Here is a 15,650-nt window from a genome sequence, read left to right on the forward strand (position 1 = left end):
GGGGTCCACGATGGATCTGTCCAGCGTCATGTGGCGCAAGAGCAGTCGCAGCACCAACGGAGGTGACTGCGTCGAAGTGGCGATCGTGCCCGGCGACCCGGCCCTGGCCGGACACAAGGCCGACGCCGACGAGCTCTACCTCGTCCGCGACTCCAAGGATCCGGACGGCCCGGCGCTGGCGTTCACCCAACGTGAGTGGGACGCCTTCGTCGGCGGTGTGAAGGACGGCGAGTTCGGCTGAGTCGTCCCCGGGGGGACCGGTGCGCCGGTCCCCCCGGAGATGCCGGCGGCCCCGGCACTCCGGCACGGTCCCCCAGCGGCCTCAGCGGCCCTTCGGGCCGTCGGTGCCCTTGTAGCCGAGGATCCGCATCGCGACCTCGGGGTCCATCGCAGCGGCCAGGAGCTGGGCCCGCTCCACGGCGCGGTCCCGCTGGGCCTCGGCTCTGACCCGGGTGGCCTGGGCGCCCCGGATCACCGCGAAGACGACGCCGATCCCCATGACGGCCGCCACGACCGCGACGAGCACCACCGGGAGCGTGCCGGACCCCGGCGGCCGCCCCACCTCGCCCGCCATCGTCATCCCGCCGTTGAGCGTGTAGACGCCGAGCAGCGTGAAAGCCGCCAGCGCGGCCAGGCCGGCCGCGACCACCAGCACCGTCCGGAGCCGCCTCCCCGGCGGCGGCACGTCGGGCGGAGGCGGAGACGGCAGGTGCTCGGGCACCTGGCCGGTGTCGCCCCTGTCCCCCCACGGCACGAAGTCCGGCCCGGCCGCGGTCACCGGCCCCACCGCCGCGGGCAGCGTGGAGCCGTGGCCGTTTCCCGTGACGACCGCGCCCTGGATGACCGCCGTGGCGGGTTCGAGCCGGGGCGGGACCAGCGGGACGGGCAACTCCCGTGCCACGTGGCTGTGCTCGCGGTGCGCCCGCGCGGCCTCCAGGTGATACTCCTCGATCTCGGCGTAGAAATCGTCCGAGGCGTAGATCGAGCCGTCCACCAGCGGTCCCCGCCGGTGCTCCAGGACCGCGATCACGTCGTCGCCGTTGAGCGTCTTGTGGGTCTCCAGCGCGTGCGCCAGGCAGAGCACCTCCCTCCGGTGCTCCTTCAGCAGGTCCTCGGTCCTGTCCAGCAGGCGCACCAGGTTGTACTCGATCCGCTCGCCCAGCACGTCCGGGGCCGGTGCCTGCCCGCCGGGCGCCCGGGTGAACCCGATCCCCCCGCCGCCGGGTTTGGGCATCGACTTGCCACCCATGATCTCCAGCTCCTGCAGGGCGGGCACCGAGGTCACCCCGCGGCCCATCCCCCAGTGCGCCTCCATCAGCGCGGTGAGGTAGGTGGCCGAGAAGAGGTCACCCGAGACGCCGGAGGAGTTGTCCTCGGCGAAGAACATCCGCTCCCCGGCCAGCGAGGCGAGCGAGACCATGATGTCGGCCTCGTGCTCGGACTTCCACCGGGTGAACTGGTCCTCGGGCTTGATGCTCGCGACCATGCCGAGGTAGTCGGCGCCCTTCTCTATCGTGGCGATGTCGATCTCGAGGTGGTAGCGGGTGCGGTAGGCGGCCACGGCGTGACACGCCTCGTGCACGGCCACCGCGTGCCGCTCGCGCTCGATGTACTCCACGTCCTCCGGCGGCCCGAGCTGCTTGAGCCGCTTGGCCCTGGTCACGTCCGACCAGGTGATGACCTTCCGGCCGTCACGGATCGCTGTGATCAGCGACTCGTTCACCAGGTCCTTGATCGTGGCGCCGGTGGCGTAGGGCGTGATCGTGGCCAGCTTGTCCAGCTGCTCCTCGGTCAGGTCGTGGTCGACCTTGTCGAAGTAGCCGCGGTAGGTGCGGACCCGCCCCGCCTTGGACGGGTAGCCCACCTTGTAGATGCGGTCGATACGGCCCGGCCGCAGCAGCGCCTCGTCCAGCGAGTTGGGCATGTTGGTCGCCATCATGACCAGGATCCGATACTTGGGCGGCGGCTTGGGCCGCATGCCGAGCAGCCTGCGGACGTGGCGGTTGACGATGCCGCGGGGCTTCTTCAGGCCCGACAGCTCGGTGAGCAGCGCCTGCAACGTCCCCGGGTCCCCACCGCCGCCGCCCATGTTGCCGCCCATGAAGAAGCGGCTGCGGCCGGTGGCGGGCTCCCGCTCCCGCCGCGCGCCCTGGCGGGTCAGCAGCCACCGGCTCTCCTCGGCCAGGTAGGTGAATCCGTGGCAGCCGCCCGCGCTCGGGGAGAAGCCGGGGCCGCCCCGGGGCCCCTGCTGCGCCAGCGAGCCGCGGCGGCCGAGGGAGTCGGCCTCGTCGAAAAAGACGATCACGCCTCCGTACCGCAGGGAGAGCTTGCGGAGCTTCCTGAACAGCGACTTCACCTTCAGGATGCCCACGCCCATGAACATGTTGACGAACGCGCCGGGGTCCACGAAGACGTACGGCTTGCCCGTCTCCCCCGCCACGGCCTCGGCCATCAGGGTCTTTCCGGTGCCGGGCGGCCCCCACAGCAGCAGGCCGCTGGGCACGTAGCCGCCGCGCTCCTCGATCTCGTCGGGCCGCTCCAGGAAGACGATGTTCTCCTTGACGCGCTCGACCACGTGGTCCTGTCCCCAGACGTCGGTGAACCGGGTCTTGATGTCGTCGGGGAAGTAGGTCTCCACGCCGCCCCGTGACAGCAGCCAGAACAGGCCGATGAACTGGAAGGCGATGAAGAAGAACGCGAAGGCGAGCTGCGCCACGTACGGCAGCGCCTGCCAGAGCAGTGCCGGGGCCTGGAACAGCGCCAGGGCGGGTGAGGTGTCCAGCACCTCGCCGAGGATGAGGGCGAGCACCGCGATCCAGAACAGCCACTTGACGGCCCGCGCCATCCTGAAGCGGTTCCAGTCGGAGAAGCGGCGGCGGGACCAGCGCTCGAAGCCGCCGAACACCCCGCGCATCCAGAACCGGTGGTATCCGGCGGAGCGCTCGCTGACGGAGAAGTGGACCTGCCGCAGGACCTCGGCCCCCAGCAGCCAGAAGATCCACGGCGCCGCGGCCGCGGTCCTGATCATCGCGTCCCGGACGCTGATGATGCCCTCGTAGGAGGCCATCTCATTCCAGACGAGGATGAAGTAGATGATCGTAAGGATGAGGACGAACTTGACCCGGTCCCAGAACGGCATCCGCTTGCGGGTCCGGGGATGCGGGTCGACGGGGCCGGAGCCGGGGGCGCGGAGGCCCTCGAAGCTCGGGGGCGGCGGCGGTGGCTTCATGTTCGGGCCTCTCCTCACCCGGTGAGTCGCTTGACCTTGAAGGAGTGCGCGATCCTGTCGAACTCGGCGGCGCGCCTGCGGTAGCAGCCCGCGGAGCAGCGGATCAGCAGGGTGGAGATCCGCTCGCCGTCCCCGGCCAGGTAGGAGGTGAGGTCGAAGGTCTGCGTGCCGGCCCCCTGGACCGTGTAGTTGAACCGCACATGCACCCCGCGCAGGCCGTCCCCGGGCTGGAGCACGTCGTCGGCGAGCAGTTCGAAGCCGGTCAGCGGATACCCGGGGACCTGCGCGTACTCCTTGCGGAGCGACTCGGTGACGGGGATGACGGAGTTGCGCATGCCGTTCAGGGAGACCGCGTCCCGCTCCTCGGGCAGCAGCCTGGTGACCCGGGCGAAGACGAACGGCTCGTCTCCGGTGCCGTAGCCGAGGAGGTGGCCTGCGGAGGGACTGGCGTGGGCGTCGTAGGCGATCGACCAGACGAGCTGCCTGCGCAGCCGGGCGGTGGCCGACTCGGGATCCGCTCCGGTGGTCGCCTTGTCCAGGGCCTTCTGGTCGACCTGCCGCCAGGCCGCCGGGACTTTGAAGTACGTCTGCCCGTCGTCGTGGCGGACGTAGGTGAACTCCGAACCTGCGCATCCGGTCAGCCCGCCGGCCAGGGCGGGGACGAGCCCTGCCGCGACCACGGCGAACCTGGCCCTTGATCGTCTCACCAGGGCTGTACCTCCGCCTTACGGGCCAACAGGGTGGTTGTGCCCGTTTTTTGAGTATCCCTCGCCTTTCGCGGCTCAGCCATCCTGGAAATCTTGACCAAATCTTGGCGCTATGTTGTCTTCACTTGTTACAGATCATGGGGGTGAGACCAGCCGGGCAGGCAGACGGCCGGAGGGCGGTCCGCCCTCCGGCCCTGCCGGCGTCCGCGGCCCGCACGGCTAGGTCAGGCTGTCGCAGCTCCTGGCGTCCGCGTCCTTGGCGGCCTTCGGCACCCAGCGGACGCCGGCGAACGAGGCGGAGAAGGCGCCGTCGGTGTAGACGAGGAACGGCGTGTTGACCGCCTCCAGGTCGAGGCCCGCGGCCGCGAAACACGCGATCGGGATCTTGACCGTCGACTTGGTCCCGACGGGGAGCCCCTGGAACAGCGAGGTCGCCGCCACTTCCGACATGCACGGATAACCGCAGTGGACGCCGATCACGGTCCTCGACGCCGGGGCCTGGTGGACGATGGTGTCGAAGACCAGGGCCGCGTCGGCGTTGAGGTAGCTCCGCAGATCGGTCCCCTTGGCCGGGTCCTGCATGTAGAACTGCGCCGGCCCGCTGCCGTTCCAGGTCACCTTCAGGCCGTCCTGCTGCACGTTGACGTCGGAGCGCACCACGCTGATCGCGGCGTGGGCCGCCTCACCGTCGACCCCGATCTCGGTTCCGCCCCAGTTGTCGGCGGAGCCGATCAGGCCCTTGTACGGCGGGACGTCGGCCCGGTTGTAGATCTCCAGGTCCTCGCTCGCCTCCCCGCCGCCGCCCGGCTGGCCGCAGCCGAAGGGGGGCGCGGTCTCGTCGAGCGTCCCGACCGATCCGCTCTGCCCGTCGCGCAGGCCGTAGCCCAGCGGGAAGAGCGGGTCGTAGCCCTCGCCGCCCGGGTTGAGCGGCGTCTGGCAGGCGCTCTTCGGCCAGGAGTACGACAGCCTGCCGGTGTATCCGCCGTCCCGATGCGCCCCTCGGACGAGCAGGTCCGCGACACCGCCGCCCTCGGTGCCCGGCAGCCAGGCCGCGACGAAGGCGTCGGAGCGGTTGAGCTCCTTGTTGACCCAGAGCGGGCGGCCGGTGACGTAGACGGTGATCACGGGTGCGCCCTTGCCGCTGACCTTGTCCAGGACGGCGAGGTCGCCGGGGTAGAGCTTGGCCGCCTCCAGCGTGCGCCGTCCGAGGTCGCCGACCCCCTCGGCGTACGGCGTCTCGCCGATCACCGCGATGACCGCGTCGTACGCCGCGGGGTCCGCGCCGTCGGCCGTCTCGCTGAAGGTGACGTTCGCCTCGCCCAGCGCCTGCCGCAGGCCGCCGAGGATCGTCGTGCCGCCCGGGAAGTCGGCGTTGGTGTTGCCGGTGCCCTGCCAGGTGAGGGTCCAGCCACCGGTCTGGTTCTGCATGCTGTCGGCGCTCTTGCCGACCACGAGCACCTTGGAGCCCCTGGCCAGCGGCAGCACCCTGCCGTTGTTCTTGAGCAGGACCTGCGACCTGCGGACGGCCTCGCGGGCGAGCTTCCCTGCCTCCAGGGCGCCGGCCGACCCGGCCAGGGCGCGTTCGGACGGCTTCGGCGCGCTGAGCACTCCGGCGCGCAGCTTCACCCGCAGGATCCGCGTGACCGCGTCGTCGATGCGTGCCATCGGGATCTCGCCCGCTTCGACCTGTGCGATCGTGTTGGCGATGAACGCCTTCCAGTCGTTGGGCACCATCACGACGTCCAGGCCGGCGTTGATGGCGCGCGCGCAGCTCGCGTTGGTGCAGCCGGCCACCTGGCCGATGCCGTTCCAGTCGGAGACGACGACGCCGTCGAAGCCCATCTTCCGCTTGAGGATGTCGTCGAGGGCGCGCCTGCTGCCGTGCAGCTTGCCCTCGTCGATGCCGAGCTCGGCGTTCGTCCAGCTGTTGAAGGAGGCCATCACGGTCTGGGCCCCGGCCGCGAGCGCGCCGTAGTAGCCCTGGCCGTGAATGTTGATCATCTCGGCCTCCGAGGAGGGGTTCACCCCCTGGTCCGTCCCCTTGAGGGTGCCGCCGTCGCCGATGAAGTGCTTGGCGGTGGCGATGACGCCCCTGTCGCCGATCCCGCGCGGGTGCCTGCCCTGCAGGCCGTTGACGGCCTCGTAGCCGTAGGCCCGGGTGATCCGGGGGTCTTCGGAGAAGCCCTCGTAGGTGCGGCCCCACCGGTCGTCCCGGACGACGGCGAGTGTGGGCGCGAAGGCCCAGTCCTGGCCGGTCGCGCGGATCTGCGCGGCGGTGGCCGATCCGATGTCGCGGACGAGGCACGGGTCGTGCGCGGCGCCCAGGCCGATGTTGTGGGGGAAGACCGTCGCGCCGTAGACGTTGTTGTTGCCGTGGACGGCGTCGATGCCCCAGATGACCGGGATCTTCGTCCTGCTGCCGACGGACGCCTCCCAGTAGGCGTCGGCGAGGTCGAGCCAGGCCCGCGGCGGGGCGTGCTTGTCACGGCCGGGCCACGAGCCGCCGCCGTTGAGCACCGAGCCGATGGCGTACTGCCGGACCTCCGCGGGAGTGATCGCGGCGATCTCCGGCTGCGTCATCTGCCCGACCTTCTCGGCGAGGGTCATACCGGCGAGGATCTTCGCCACCCGCCTCTCGCCGGCCGGGTCGCGCTTGATCCGGCTCTTGACCCTGGGCCAGTCGGAGAGCGTTTGCAGGCTCCTGTCGATGCGGGCGCAGCCGCCTGCGCCGAGGGACGGCCTGCCGACCTCGGGCTGCCGGACCCCCTTCGCCGTCCCGGCGGCCTCCGCGGCGGCGGCTCCCCCCGCGGTCTCGGCTCCCGCTCCGGGGACGCCGACGGCCCCTCCGACCAGGAGGGTCAGGCTCGCGAACGCCGCGAACGCGCTCCGGCGGGCGCGTGATCGCGCGAGAGGTCCAGTCATCGGCAGTCCGTTCTCGAAAACACGGCGACGGTCACGGCGGCCTCACGGGACCGCATTGCGCAGATCTTGACCCTGCGGGGGCGGCCGGGTCAATAGTTTCGAGAGAGCGCTCTCTCGATCATTGGGATTTCAATCACCCTCATCTCCCGGACATCGCCCGCCGCCGGATTTGGGTCTAGGCAGGGGCGGGCGGCTGAACTAGCTTCCGGAAAGGTGTCCAGCCGGAGGAGCGTCGATGCCCGGGACCACGGAGGCGTTCCGGGTCCTCCCCGCGGCCCGCACCACGGCGCCGCTCTCCGGCGAGCCGGACGTACGGCGAGCCGCGTGCCCGGATCGGGCTGCGCGCGCACGAGCGGACCGCCGGGGCCGGCCGGCCTCCCGGTGAGCGTGAGAACCCGTTGAGCCGCCGACCGTGGAGGTCTTCCCATGCCCACCCCCCTCTCCCATCCCGACCGGCGGCCGGTCCTGGTGACCGGGGCCTCCTCGGGCGTCGGCTCGGCCGTGGCCGTCGGGCTGGCGGCGGCCGGGTACCCGGTGGCGCTGGGGGCACGCCGTACCGCGATCTGCGAGGAACTGGCGGAGAAGATCCGCGCCGACGGCGGGGAGGCGGTGGCGCTGGCGCTGGATGTCACGTCGGACGAGTCGGTCTCTTTTTTCGTCGCCGAGGCTGAACAAGCGTTAGGTGAGGTAGAGGTGGTCGTGACGTGCGCGGGCGAGGTGACGCCGGAGAACGCCTACGAGACCGCCACCCCCGACTTCGAGGCGCAGCTCCAGCTCAACCTGGTCGGCACCCAGCGATTCGTGGCCAGGGTGGCCCCCGCGATGGCCGCGCGCCGGCGCGGCGACATCGTGTTCGTCAGCTCCGACGTCGTACGGCTGCCGCGCCCCCGGATGGGCGCCTACGTCGCCGCCAAGAACGGCGTCGAGGGCCTGGCCAGGGCGATGCAGATGGAGCTGGAGGGCACCGGGGTCCGCGCGTCGATCCTGCGGCCGGGACCGACCCTGTCGGGGGTGGGGTCCACCTGGCCGGTGGAGGTGCTGCAGGCCGTGCTGGACGACTGGGTCAGGTTCGGGCTGGCCCGGCACGACCGCTTCCTCAGACCTCGCGACGTGGCGGCGGCCGTACTGGCCGTGATCTCCATGCCGCGAGGCGCGCACGTCACCCTGCTGGAGGTCGAGCCGGAGGCGCCCCTGCGGGCGGAGGTCGGCCCGGACCACGGGACGGCCGCGCCCCGCGAGACGGGACGGGAGGGGGACCGGTGAGCGCGGGCCCGCCTGCGGCGTCCGGAGACGATCAGGTCGACGGGCGCGGACCCGCCTGCGGCGCCCGGGAGCGTCCGGGGACGATCAGATCACGGAAGACGGCCGCACCTGTAACATCCAGCGTTCCTTGACACGACATATTGGTACATGTCAGGACTCTTGGCGAGAAGGAGCTATCACTGGCGCTGGAACCGGCCAAGGATGAAGGGGCAGGACGCCCCCTCCGCACTCGCCCCGGATCGGCTGGCTGACGGACTCGGAGTGCCCCATGAACGACCACGCGGACAACGACACTCCCGACCGCCGGGCCCGCGGATTGGAGATCATGAAGCGGGTTCACGGATGGGACCACATCGGTGACGGTCCCGGCGATTTCTTTGGAATGACCGTCGAGCACCTGTTCGCCGAGGTGTGGTCCAGGGACGGGCTGAGCCTGCGGGACCGGCGGCTGCTCCTGCTCGGCCTCCTCGTCGGCCAGGGCATGGACGACGAGCTCGGGCTCCAGCTCGACGCGGCGCTGCGCACCGGGGAGCTCACCCCGGACGAGCTCCGCGAGATCGTCGTCTTCCTCACCCACTACGCGGGCTGGCCGCGTGGCGCCAAGCTCAACACCCAGGTCGAGGAGTTGATCGACCGCGTCATGAAACCGTGATCCCTCCGCGCCGGGCCACCGCGCCCGCGGCCCGGCCGGTGGCGGTCCCGCCACCGGCCGGCCGGCTCAGAGACGCTCGACGTTGGAACCCCGGCAGCGGTTACGCGTGTCGAAGACGAAGGTGCCCATCTGCTCGACCAGCTCGTAGTCGAAGCAGTCGTGGTCGGTGAGGATCACGACCGCGTCCGCCAGGGCCAGCTCCCGGCCCGTCGGCCTGACGATCTCGATCCCCGGCGGCAGCAGGAAGTCCTCCACGTGCGGATCGGCGGCCCGCACGTCGGCGCCCAGCTTCCACAGGGCCCTGGCCACCTCGATCGCGGGCGACTCGCGGCAGTCGCCCGCGTTCTTCTTGTAGGAGAGCCCCAGCAGGAGCACCCGGCTCCCCTTGATCGGCTTGCGTCGCTGGTTCAGGCCCAGGATCAGCCGGTGCACGACGTGGTCGGGCATGTGGTCGTTGATGTCGTTGGCCAGCTCCACGAACCGGAAGTTGTGCCCCAGGCTGCGCTTGACCTTCCACGACAGATAGGACGGGTCGATCGGCAGGCAGTGGCCGCCGACGCCGGGCCCCGGGGTGAAGCGCATGTAGCCGAACGGCTTGGTGGAGGCGGCGTCTATCGCCTCCCAGACGTCGATCCCGAGCTGCTGCGCGAAGATCGACAACTCGTTCACCAGGGCGATGTTGACGTGCCTGAAGGTGTTCTCCAGGAGCTTGCACAGCTCGGCCACCTGCAGCGAGGAGACGGGAACGACCTCCTGCACGATCCGCCCGTAGAACGCCTGGATCTTCTCCAGGGAGACCGCGTCGATCCCGGACACGACCTTCGGCGTGTTCTCCAGACGCCACTGGGAGTTGCCCGGGTCGATCCGCTCCGGGCTGTAGCCGAGGGAGAAGTCATCGGGCGTGTGCAGCCCGGATCCCTCCTCCAGCAGGGGCCGGAGATACTCCTCGGTGGTCCCGGGGTAGGTGGTGGACTCCAGGATCACCGTCGCGCCACGCCGTACCAGCGGGGCGAGGGACTGGCCCGCCGAGCCGATGTGACGGAGATCGGGGACGCCTTCGCGAAGAGGCGTCGGCACGGTTATCACGCAGACGTCGAACGCCTCCGCGTCGGCGTAGTCGGCGCTGGCCAGGTATCGGCCCGAACGGTGAGCCGCGGCCAGCAGGTCGTCGTCGACGTCCTCGACATAGGACTCGGCGGCGTTGAGCCGCTTGACCCGCCACTCGTCCAGGTCGATCCCCACGACGTCGAACCCCGCGTCGACCGCCCGCATCGCCAGAGGCAGACCGACGTACCCCTGACCGACAACGACTAGCTTCTCTCTCATTTCAGGACCCCCGTCACTTCGAGATGAGATATGACCCGACTGTAGGAGCGACTGTTCTCATGACGTCGATTCAGCGGCGAATCGGGCGTGTCGCCTCCCGTCCGAGTCCGGGACGGGGGATCCGGGCTCGAATAGAGGAGTGAGAAGAAAATCGCCAAATATCAAGACATATACGGCGCGCAATTGATCGACGCCAGAAGCACCCAATTGCCGCACCGATAATACTTCACCTTTTGCGGCTCTCAGTATGGCAATCCAGGAGGTCCAGGGGTAACGTAATTTCAATCATGCATTGATAGAGGTCCCCTCATGGTCGAACATGGACCCGCACCCGCCGCCGCTCAAGGCGCAGCCACCCGCACACGTCGCGACGCCCTCCACTGGCGCGGCGAAATCCAGATGACGCCTGCGGCCGTCACTATTCATCGCATTTTATATGATAAACGCGACACAACGGGTGAAGGCAGATCGCACATCCCAAGGTAAAACCTTGATGAATTACCAGGCGCAGGCAGGCCGCACGCCTGACACGGCGCAAGATCACCTAGAAGTTGAGTCGTATGTTCAAACCTCACCGCGACACGCCCGGGCAAAAAGCCCGCATGGCCGTGCCCGCAGAACCGAACCCCGGAGCGACCGCCGAACGGTCCCCGGTGGATCCGGAAAGGGCAGCCGCAGACGCCCGCAGTTCGACCCACACACGGAAAGCCTCCCCGCCCATGATCGGCAACAGACACCCCCGCTCTCTCCCACGAGGTACCGGTCGTCCCTGGCTCGTGGCCGCTCTCGCAGCCCTTCTCACGACGGGTGTGCTCACCGGGACGGCAGGCAGCGCGAACGCGGATCAGGCGCCGGTGAACCTCGGCGACGCCGCCCCCTTCGGAGTCCTGGCCGGGGCCGCGGTGACGAGCAGCAACCTCACCGCGATCACCGGGGATCTCGGCGTGAGCCCGGGCAACACGGTGACCGGATTCCCACCCGGCACGGTGAGCGGCTCTACACACGCCGGCGACGCCACCGCGGCGGCGGCCAAGGCCGACCTGGTCGCCGCCTACAACGACGCCGCCGGACGGACGCCTGTCGTCACCGTCCCAGCGGAGCTGGGCGGGACGACCAAGCCTCCGGGCGTCTACACCTCCCCCGGAGGTGGTTTCGGGATAACCGGGACGCTCACGCTCGACGCCCAGAGCAATCCGGAGGCGGTCTTCATCTTCAAGGCGACCAGTCTCGCCACCGCGAACGTCAGCAACATCAACCTGATAGGCGGAGCCCAGGAGGACAACGTCTTCTGGCAGATCAACGGCTCCGCGCTCCTCGGGACGCTCTCCACCTTCCGCGGGAACGTGCTGGCCTCGACCGCGGCCACGGTGGCGGAGGGCGCCGCCGTCTACGGCCGCGTCTTCGCCCTCAACAACACGGTCACCGTCCAGGGCACCGTCAACCCGCCGAGAACCCGCATCACCGTGCCGGACGACCCGCCGACCACCACCGCCCTGACCACATCGGTCAATCCCTCCCGGGAAGGGCAGTCGGTCACCTTCACCGCCACGGTGAGCCCGGTCACGGGCTCACTCGTCCCCCAGGGGCAGGTGGTCTTCAAGGACGGCGCGACCATCATCGGCTCCGACTGGCACGACGACACGGGCCCCGCGAAGCTCACGACATCCAGCCTGGCCGCGGGGCAGCATCCGATCACCGCCGTGTATCTGGGCGGCAACACCCCCGACAACGAAGCGATCATCCATTTCGCCCCGAGCACATCACCCGTTGTGACCCAGACCGTGTCGAGCAGCATCTGGGAGAGCACGGCCACCCCGGAGGTCCCGTCCCACAACGACCCCAACGCGGTCGCGCTCGGCGTGAAGTTCAAGGCGACCACGAGTGGAACGATCCGGGGCATCCGCTTCTACAAGGGCAACCAGAACACCGGCACCCACGTCGGCAGCCTGTGGAGCAGCAACGGCAACCTGCTCGCGAACGCGACCTTCACCAACGAGACCGCCTCGGGCTGGCAGCAGGTGAACTTCGCGACACCCGTGGCGATCACCGCCAACACCACCTACGTCGCCGCCTACCACACGACGTCGGGACGCTATTCCATCACGCGCCCCTACTTCACCACACAACACGCCAACGGCCCCCTCATCGCCCTCGCGGACGGCGACGACGGCGGCAACGGCGTATACACCTACAGCGCGACCAACACCTTCCCGACGAGCACCACCCAGGCCACGAACTACTGGGTCGACGTCGTGTTCGTCCCGGCGAGCACCATCTGGGAGGACACGGCCACCCCGGAGGTCCCGTCCTACAGCGACCCCAACGCGGTCGCGCTCGGCGTGAAGTTCAAGGCGACCACGGGCGGAACGGTCAGGGGCATCCGCTTCTACAAGGGCAGCCAGAACACCGGCACCCACGTCGGCAGCCTGTGGAGCAGCAACGGCAACCTGCTCGCGAACGCGACCTTCACCAACGAGACCGCCTCGGGCTGGCAGCAGGTGAACTTCGCGACACCCGTGGCGATCACCGCCAACACCACCTACGTCGCCGCCTACCACACGACGTCGGGACGCTATTCCATCACGCGCCCCTACTTCACCTCACAACACGCCAACGGCCCCCTCATCGCCCTCGCGGACGGCGATGACGGCGGCAACGGCGTATACACCTACAGCGCGACCAACACCTTCCCGACGAGCACCATCCAGGCCACGAACTACTGGGTCGACGTCGTGTTCACGGTCGCCTGATCCTCCGGTCCGGCTCCGAAGGCCGGCGAATCACCCGGCCCACCGGCTCGACCACCGAGGGCCCGGTCCGATCGACCGGGCCCTCGGCCTGTGCCGCGGCGCTCACGGCGGAGCCGGAGAACTCAGCGCCCCTCCCCCTTCAGACGCCGCCACCAGTCCTGGTGATCGCGATACCAGCGCACGACCTCGGCGAGTCCTTCGTCGAAGTCCGTCCGCGGTCCGTAGCCGATCGCCCGGATCTTTCCGCTGTCCACGGAGTAGCGCCGGTCGTGCCCGAGCCTGTCCGGCATGTGGTCGACCATCTCCCAGCCCACGTCGAAGGCCGCGAGCAGCCGCTCCGTGAGCTCCCGGTTGGTCAGCTCGACCCCGCCGCCGATGTTGTAGACCTCGCCGCCCTCGCCCTTGTCCAGCACGAGCTGAATGCCCCGGCAGTGGTCATCGACGTGCAGCCACTCGCGGACATGCTGACCGTCCCCGTACAGGGGCACACGGTCTCCGTCGATCAGGTTGGTCACGAAGAGCGGGATGACCTTCTCGGGATACTGGTAGGGGCCGTAGTTGTTGGAGCAGCGGGTCACCCGTACGTCGAGCCCGTGGGTGCGGTGGTAGGCGCGGCACAGGAGATCGGCTCCCGCCTTGGCGGCCGAGTAGGGCGAGTTGGGCAGCAGCGGCTCCGACTCGGTCCAGGACCCCGCGGCGATGGACCCGTACACCTCGTCCGTGGAGATCTGGACGACCGTGCGCACGCCGGCGTCGAGCGCCGCCTGCAGGAGCCGCTGGGTGCCGTGAACGTTGGTGACCACGAAATCCCCGGCGGCGGTTATCGATCGGTCCACGTGTGTCTCGGCGGCGAAGTTCACGATCACGTCGTGCTCCGGCACCACGTCGGCGAGCAACCGGACGTCGGTGATGTCTCCTCTGACGAACGCGAAGCGCGGATGCCCGGCCACCGGACGCAGATTCGCCATGTTGCCCGCGTACGTGAGCTTGTCCAGCACCGTCACCCGGGCGTCCTCGTAGCCGGGATAGATCCCGGACAGCAGCGACCGCACATAGTGGGAGCCGATGAACCCCGCGCCCCCCGGGACCAGGATCCTCATGACCGCACCTGGACCCTGCTGTGATCGCCGACCATGAGCTGGCACGTGTCGGGCACTCCCGGGGCCCGCGTGACCTCGACGTTCCGGCCGATCAGGGAGTAGGTGAGCCGTGAGACGCCCCTGATGGTGGACTCTCCCAGGACTATGGCGTATTCCACCTCGGCGTGTTCCAGCGTGCAGCCCTCTCCGATCGAGGTGTAGGGACCGACGAACGAATTTACGATCTTGGTATGGGCCCCGATGACGGCGGGGCCCCGGATCACGGAGTTCTCCACCACGGCTCCGGGCTCGATGACGACACGCCCGGTTATGTCGGAGAGCCCGTCCACGGTTCCCCGGATGTCCGGCTCGATCGCCTCCAGGACGATCCGGTTGCACTCCAGCATGTCCTGAAGCCGCCCGGTGTCCCTCCAGTAGCCGCTGACGAAGTGCGAATGGACACGGCGGCCGTTGTCGATGAGCCAGGTGATCGCATCCGTGATCTCCAGCTCGCCGCGCGCGGACGGGCTGATCGCCCTGACCGCCTCGTGAATGGCCGGAGAGAACGTGTAGACCCCGACGATCGCGAGATCGCTACGCGGGTGTTCCGGCTTCTCCTCCAGCCCGATGATCTCGCCGTCCGGCCCGAGTTCCGCGACTCCGTAGAACTGCGGCTCGGCGACCTTGGTGAGCAGGATCTGCGCGTCGTAGTCCGCCTGGCGGAAGGAGTCCACCAGGCCGGTGATGCCGTCCACCAGGAAGTTGTCACCCAGATACATCACGAACGGCTCGTCGGCCAGGAACTCCCGGGCGATCAGGACGCAGTGCGCCAGCCCGAGCGGAGCCTCCTGATGGATGTAGGTGACGTCAAGCCCGAACGCCGAACCGTCCCCGACCGCGCTCTGGACCTCGCGGCCCGTATCGCCGACGATGACGCCCACGCCGGTGATACCGGCGTCCCGGATCGCTTCGAGCCCGTAGTAGAGCACCGGCTTGTTGGCGACCGGCACCAACTGTTTCGCCGAGGTATGGGTCAGCGGGCGCAACCTCGTTCCCTTGCCGCCCGCTAGAACGAGTGCCTTCATCGCCCTTTGAGTCCTTCCGCGAAGAACGCATGGCCGCAGCGACCATCTGTCGACTCGAATTTAGGCGGCGGCCTACTCGGAACCCCCTCTGTGATTCTCCGCTTTTGTCGAAGAGCAGGCGACAACTTGCCAAGACTAGACATGTCCGCGATCGCGGAACGTCCATCTTTTGTTTATCGCGTAGCTCAGCGGCGGACTCGCGACTATTATCACCCCCTGAGCCACCATTATGGACATATCAACAAACTCCACCAAAATCGGGACTCCTGCGATAGATACCGCGAGGAAGCCCACCCCCACCGCGTAAAACCGCAGGTAGCCCGTGAGCCATGGCTCCCCGGAGGCCCGGAAGACCACCCATCTGTACCAGGGGTAGACGATCACCACGGTGACCAGGTGGCTGACCACAAGCAGGAAAAGATAGGGCACCTCATTCTTGGCCATCAGCAATGCTAGGCCAAGGAGAGCGTAATAGACCACGGCCGTCATGGCGCCGGCCAGCAGGTATGTGATGCGCTGGCCCCCAAGAGCCGATATCAAAGCTCGCCACCCGGAATGCGACCTCTTGTCGCGGGCGGCCCGGCCTTCCACTTCAACCATATGACGGTCACTCCGGATCGCGGTCGGGCAACGGGAT

The 15,650-nt window shown here is 68.9% G+C and carries 11 protein-coding genes; 4 read left to right on the forward strand and 7 right to left on the reverse strand.

Features of this window, described 5'->3' with window-relative positions:
- Positions 1 to 10 precede the first annotated feature (10 nt).
- Positions 11 to 241 carry a DUF397 domain-containing protein gene (locus tag SROS_RS31290; protein WP_012892930.1) on the forward strand — a complete coding sequence of 77 codons (231 nt, stop codon included), beginning with the start codon at positions 11 to 13 and terminating at the stop codon, positions 239 to 241.
- A gap of 81 nt (positions 242 to 322) precedes the next feature.
- Here SROS_RS31290 and SROS_RS31295 read toward each other — a convergent pair whose 3' ends face one another.
- From SROS_RS31295 to SROS_RS31305, 3 genes are all read right to left on the reverse strand, one after another.
- The gene (locus tag SROS_RS31295) at positions 323 to 3,229 is read right to left on the reverse strand and encodes an AAA family ATPase (RefSeq protein WP_012892931.1); all 2,907 of its coding nucleotides are present in this window, start codon (positions 3,227 to 3,229) and stop codon (positions 323 to 325) included.
- A 14-nt stretch (positions 3,230 to 3,243) separates the two neighbouring features.
- The gene (locus SROS_RS31300; RefSeq protein ID WP_012892932.1) at positions 3,244 to 3,936 is read right to left on the reverse strand and encodes a hypothetical protein; all 693 of its coding nucleotides are present in this window, start codon (positions 3,934 to 3,936) and stop codon (positions 3,244 to 3,246) included.
- Between the two features lie 219 nt (positions 3,937 to 4,155).
- Complete coding sequence (locus tag SROS_RS31305) at positions 4,156 to 6,858, reverse strand: glycoside hydrolase family 3 protein (protein ID WP_012892933.1); 2,703 nt, start codon at positions 6,856 to 6,858, stop codon at positions 4,156 to 4,158.
- Between the two features lie 426 nt (positions 6,859 to 7,284).
- Between SROS_RS31305 and SROS_RS31310 the strand changes: the two genes are divergently transcribed.
- Both SROS_RS31310 and SROS_RS31315 read left to right on the forward strand, forming a co-directional pair.
- Positions 7,285 to 8,121, forward strand: coding sequence for an SDR family oxidoreductase (locus SROS_RS31310; protein ID WP_012892934.1), 837 nt, complete (start codon positions 7,285 to 7,287; stop codon positions 8,119 to 8,121).
- A 268-nt stretch (positions 8,122 to 8,389) separates the two neighbouring features.
- Entirely contained in the window at positions 8,390 to 8,773 is a 384-nt protein-coding gene (locus SROS_RS31315) for a carboxymuconolactone decarboxylase family protein (RefSeq protein WP_012892935.1), read from the forward strand.
- A 66-nt stretch (positions 8,774 to 8,839) separates the two neighbouring features.
- On the opposite strand, the gene SROS_RS31320 is transcribed toward SROS_RS31315, so the two are convergent.
- Entirely contained in the window at positions 8,840 to 10,099 is a 1,260-nt protein-coding gene (locus tag SROS_RS31320) for a nucleotide sugar dehydrogenase (RefSeq protein ID WP_012892936.1), read from the reverse strand.
- 776 nt (positions 10,100 to 10,875) lie between these two features.
- On the opposite strand from SROS_RS31320, the gene SROS_RS46335 reads away from it, so the two are divergent.
- Positions 10,876 to 12,849: a DUF4082 domain-containing protein gene (locus tag SROS_RS46335; RefSeq protein ID WP_169369417.1), complete on the forward strand. Its 1,974-nt coding sequence runs from the start codon at positions 10,876 to 10,878 to the stop codon at positions 12,847 to 12,849.
- A 122-nt stretch (positions 12,850 to 12,971) separates the two neighbouring features.
- Here the strand turns inward: SROS_RS46335 and rfbB are convergent, their stop codons facing one another.
- From rfbB to SROS_RS31345, 3 genes are all read right to left on the reverse strand, one after another.
- The gene (gene rfbB, locus SROS_RS31335) at positions 12,972 to 13,949 is read right to left on the reverse strand and encodes a dTDP-glucose 4,6-dehydratase (protein WP_012892938.1); all 978 of its coding nucleotides are present in this window, start codon (positions 13,947 to 13,949) and stop codon (positions 12,972 to 12,974) included.
- A complete protein-coding gene (locus tag SROS_RS31340; RefSeq protein WP_012892939.1) occupies positions 13,946 to 15,013 on the reverse strand; it encodes a glucose-1-phosphate thymidylyltransferase in 1,068 nt (355 codons plus the stop codon). The genes rfbB and SROS_RS31340 overlap by 4 nt, the downstream gene beginning before the upstream one ends.
- 135 nt (positions 15,014 to 15,148) lie before the next feature.
- Entirely contained in the window at positions 15,149 to 15,613 is a 465-nt protein-coding gene (locus SROS_RS31345; protein WP_012892940.1) for a GtrA family protein, read from the reverse strand.
- Positions 15,614 to 15,650 lie beyond the last annotated feature (37 nt).

This window comes from Streptosporangium roseum DSM 43021, assembly GCF_000024865.1.
GTDB lineage: Bacteria > Actinomycetota > Actinomycetes > Streptosporangiales > Streptosporangiaceae > Streptosporangium > Streptosporangium roseum.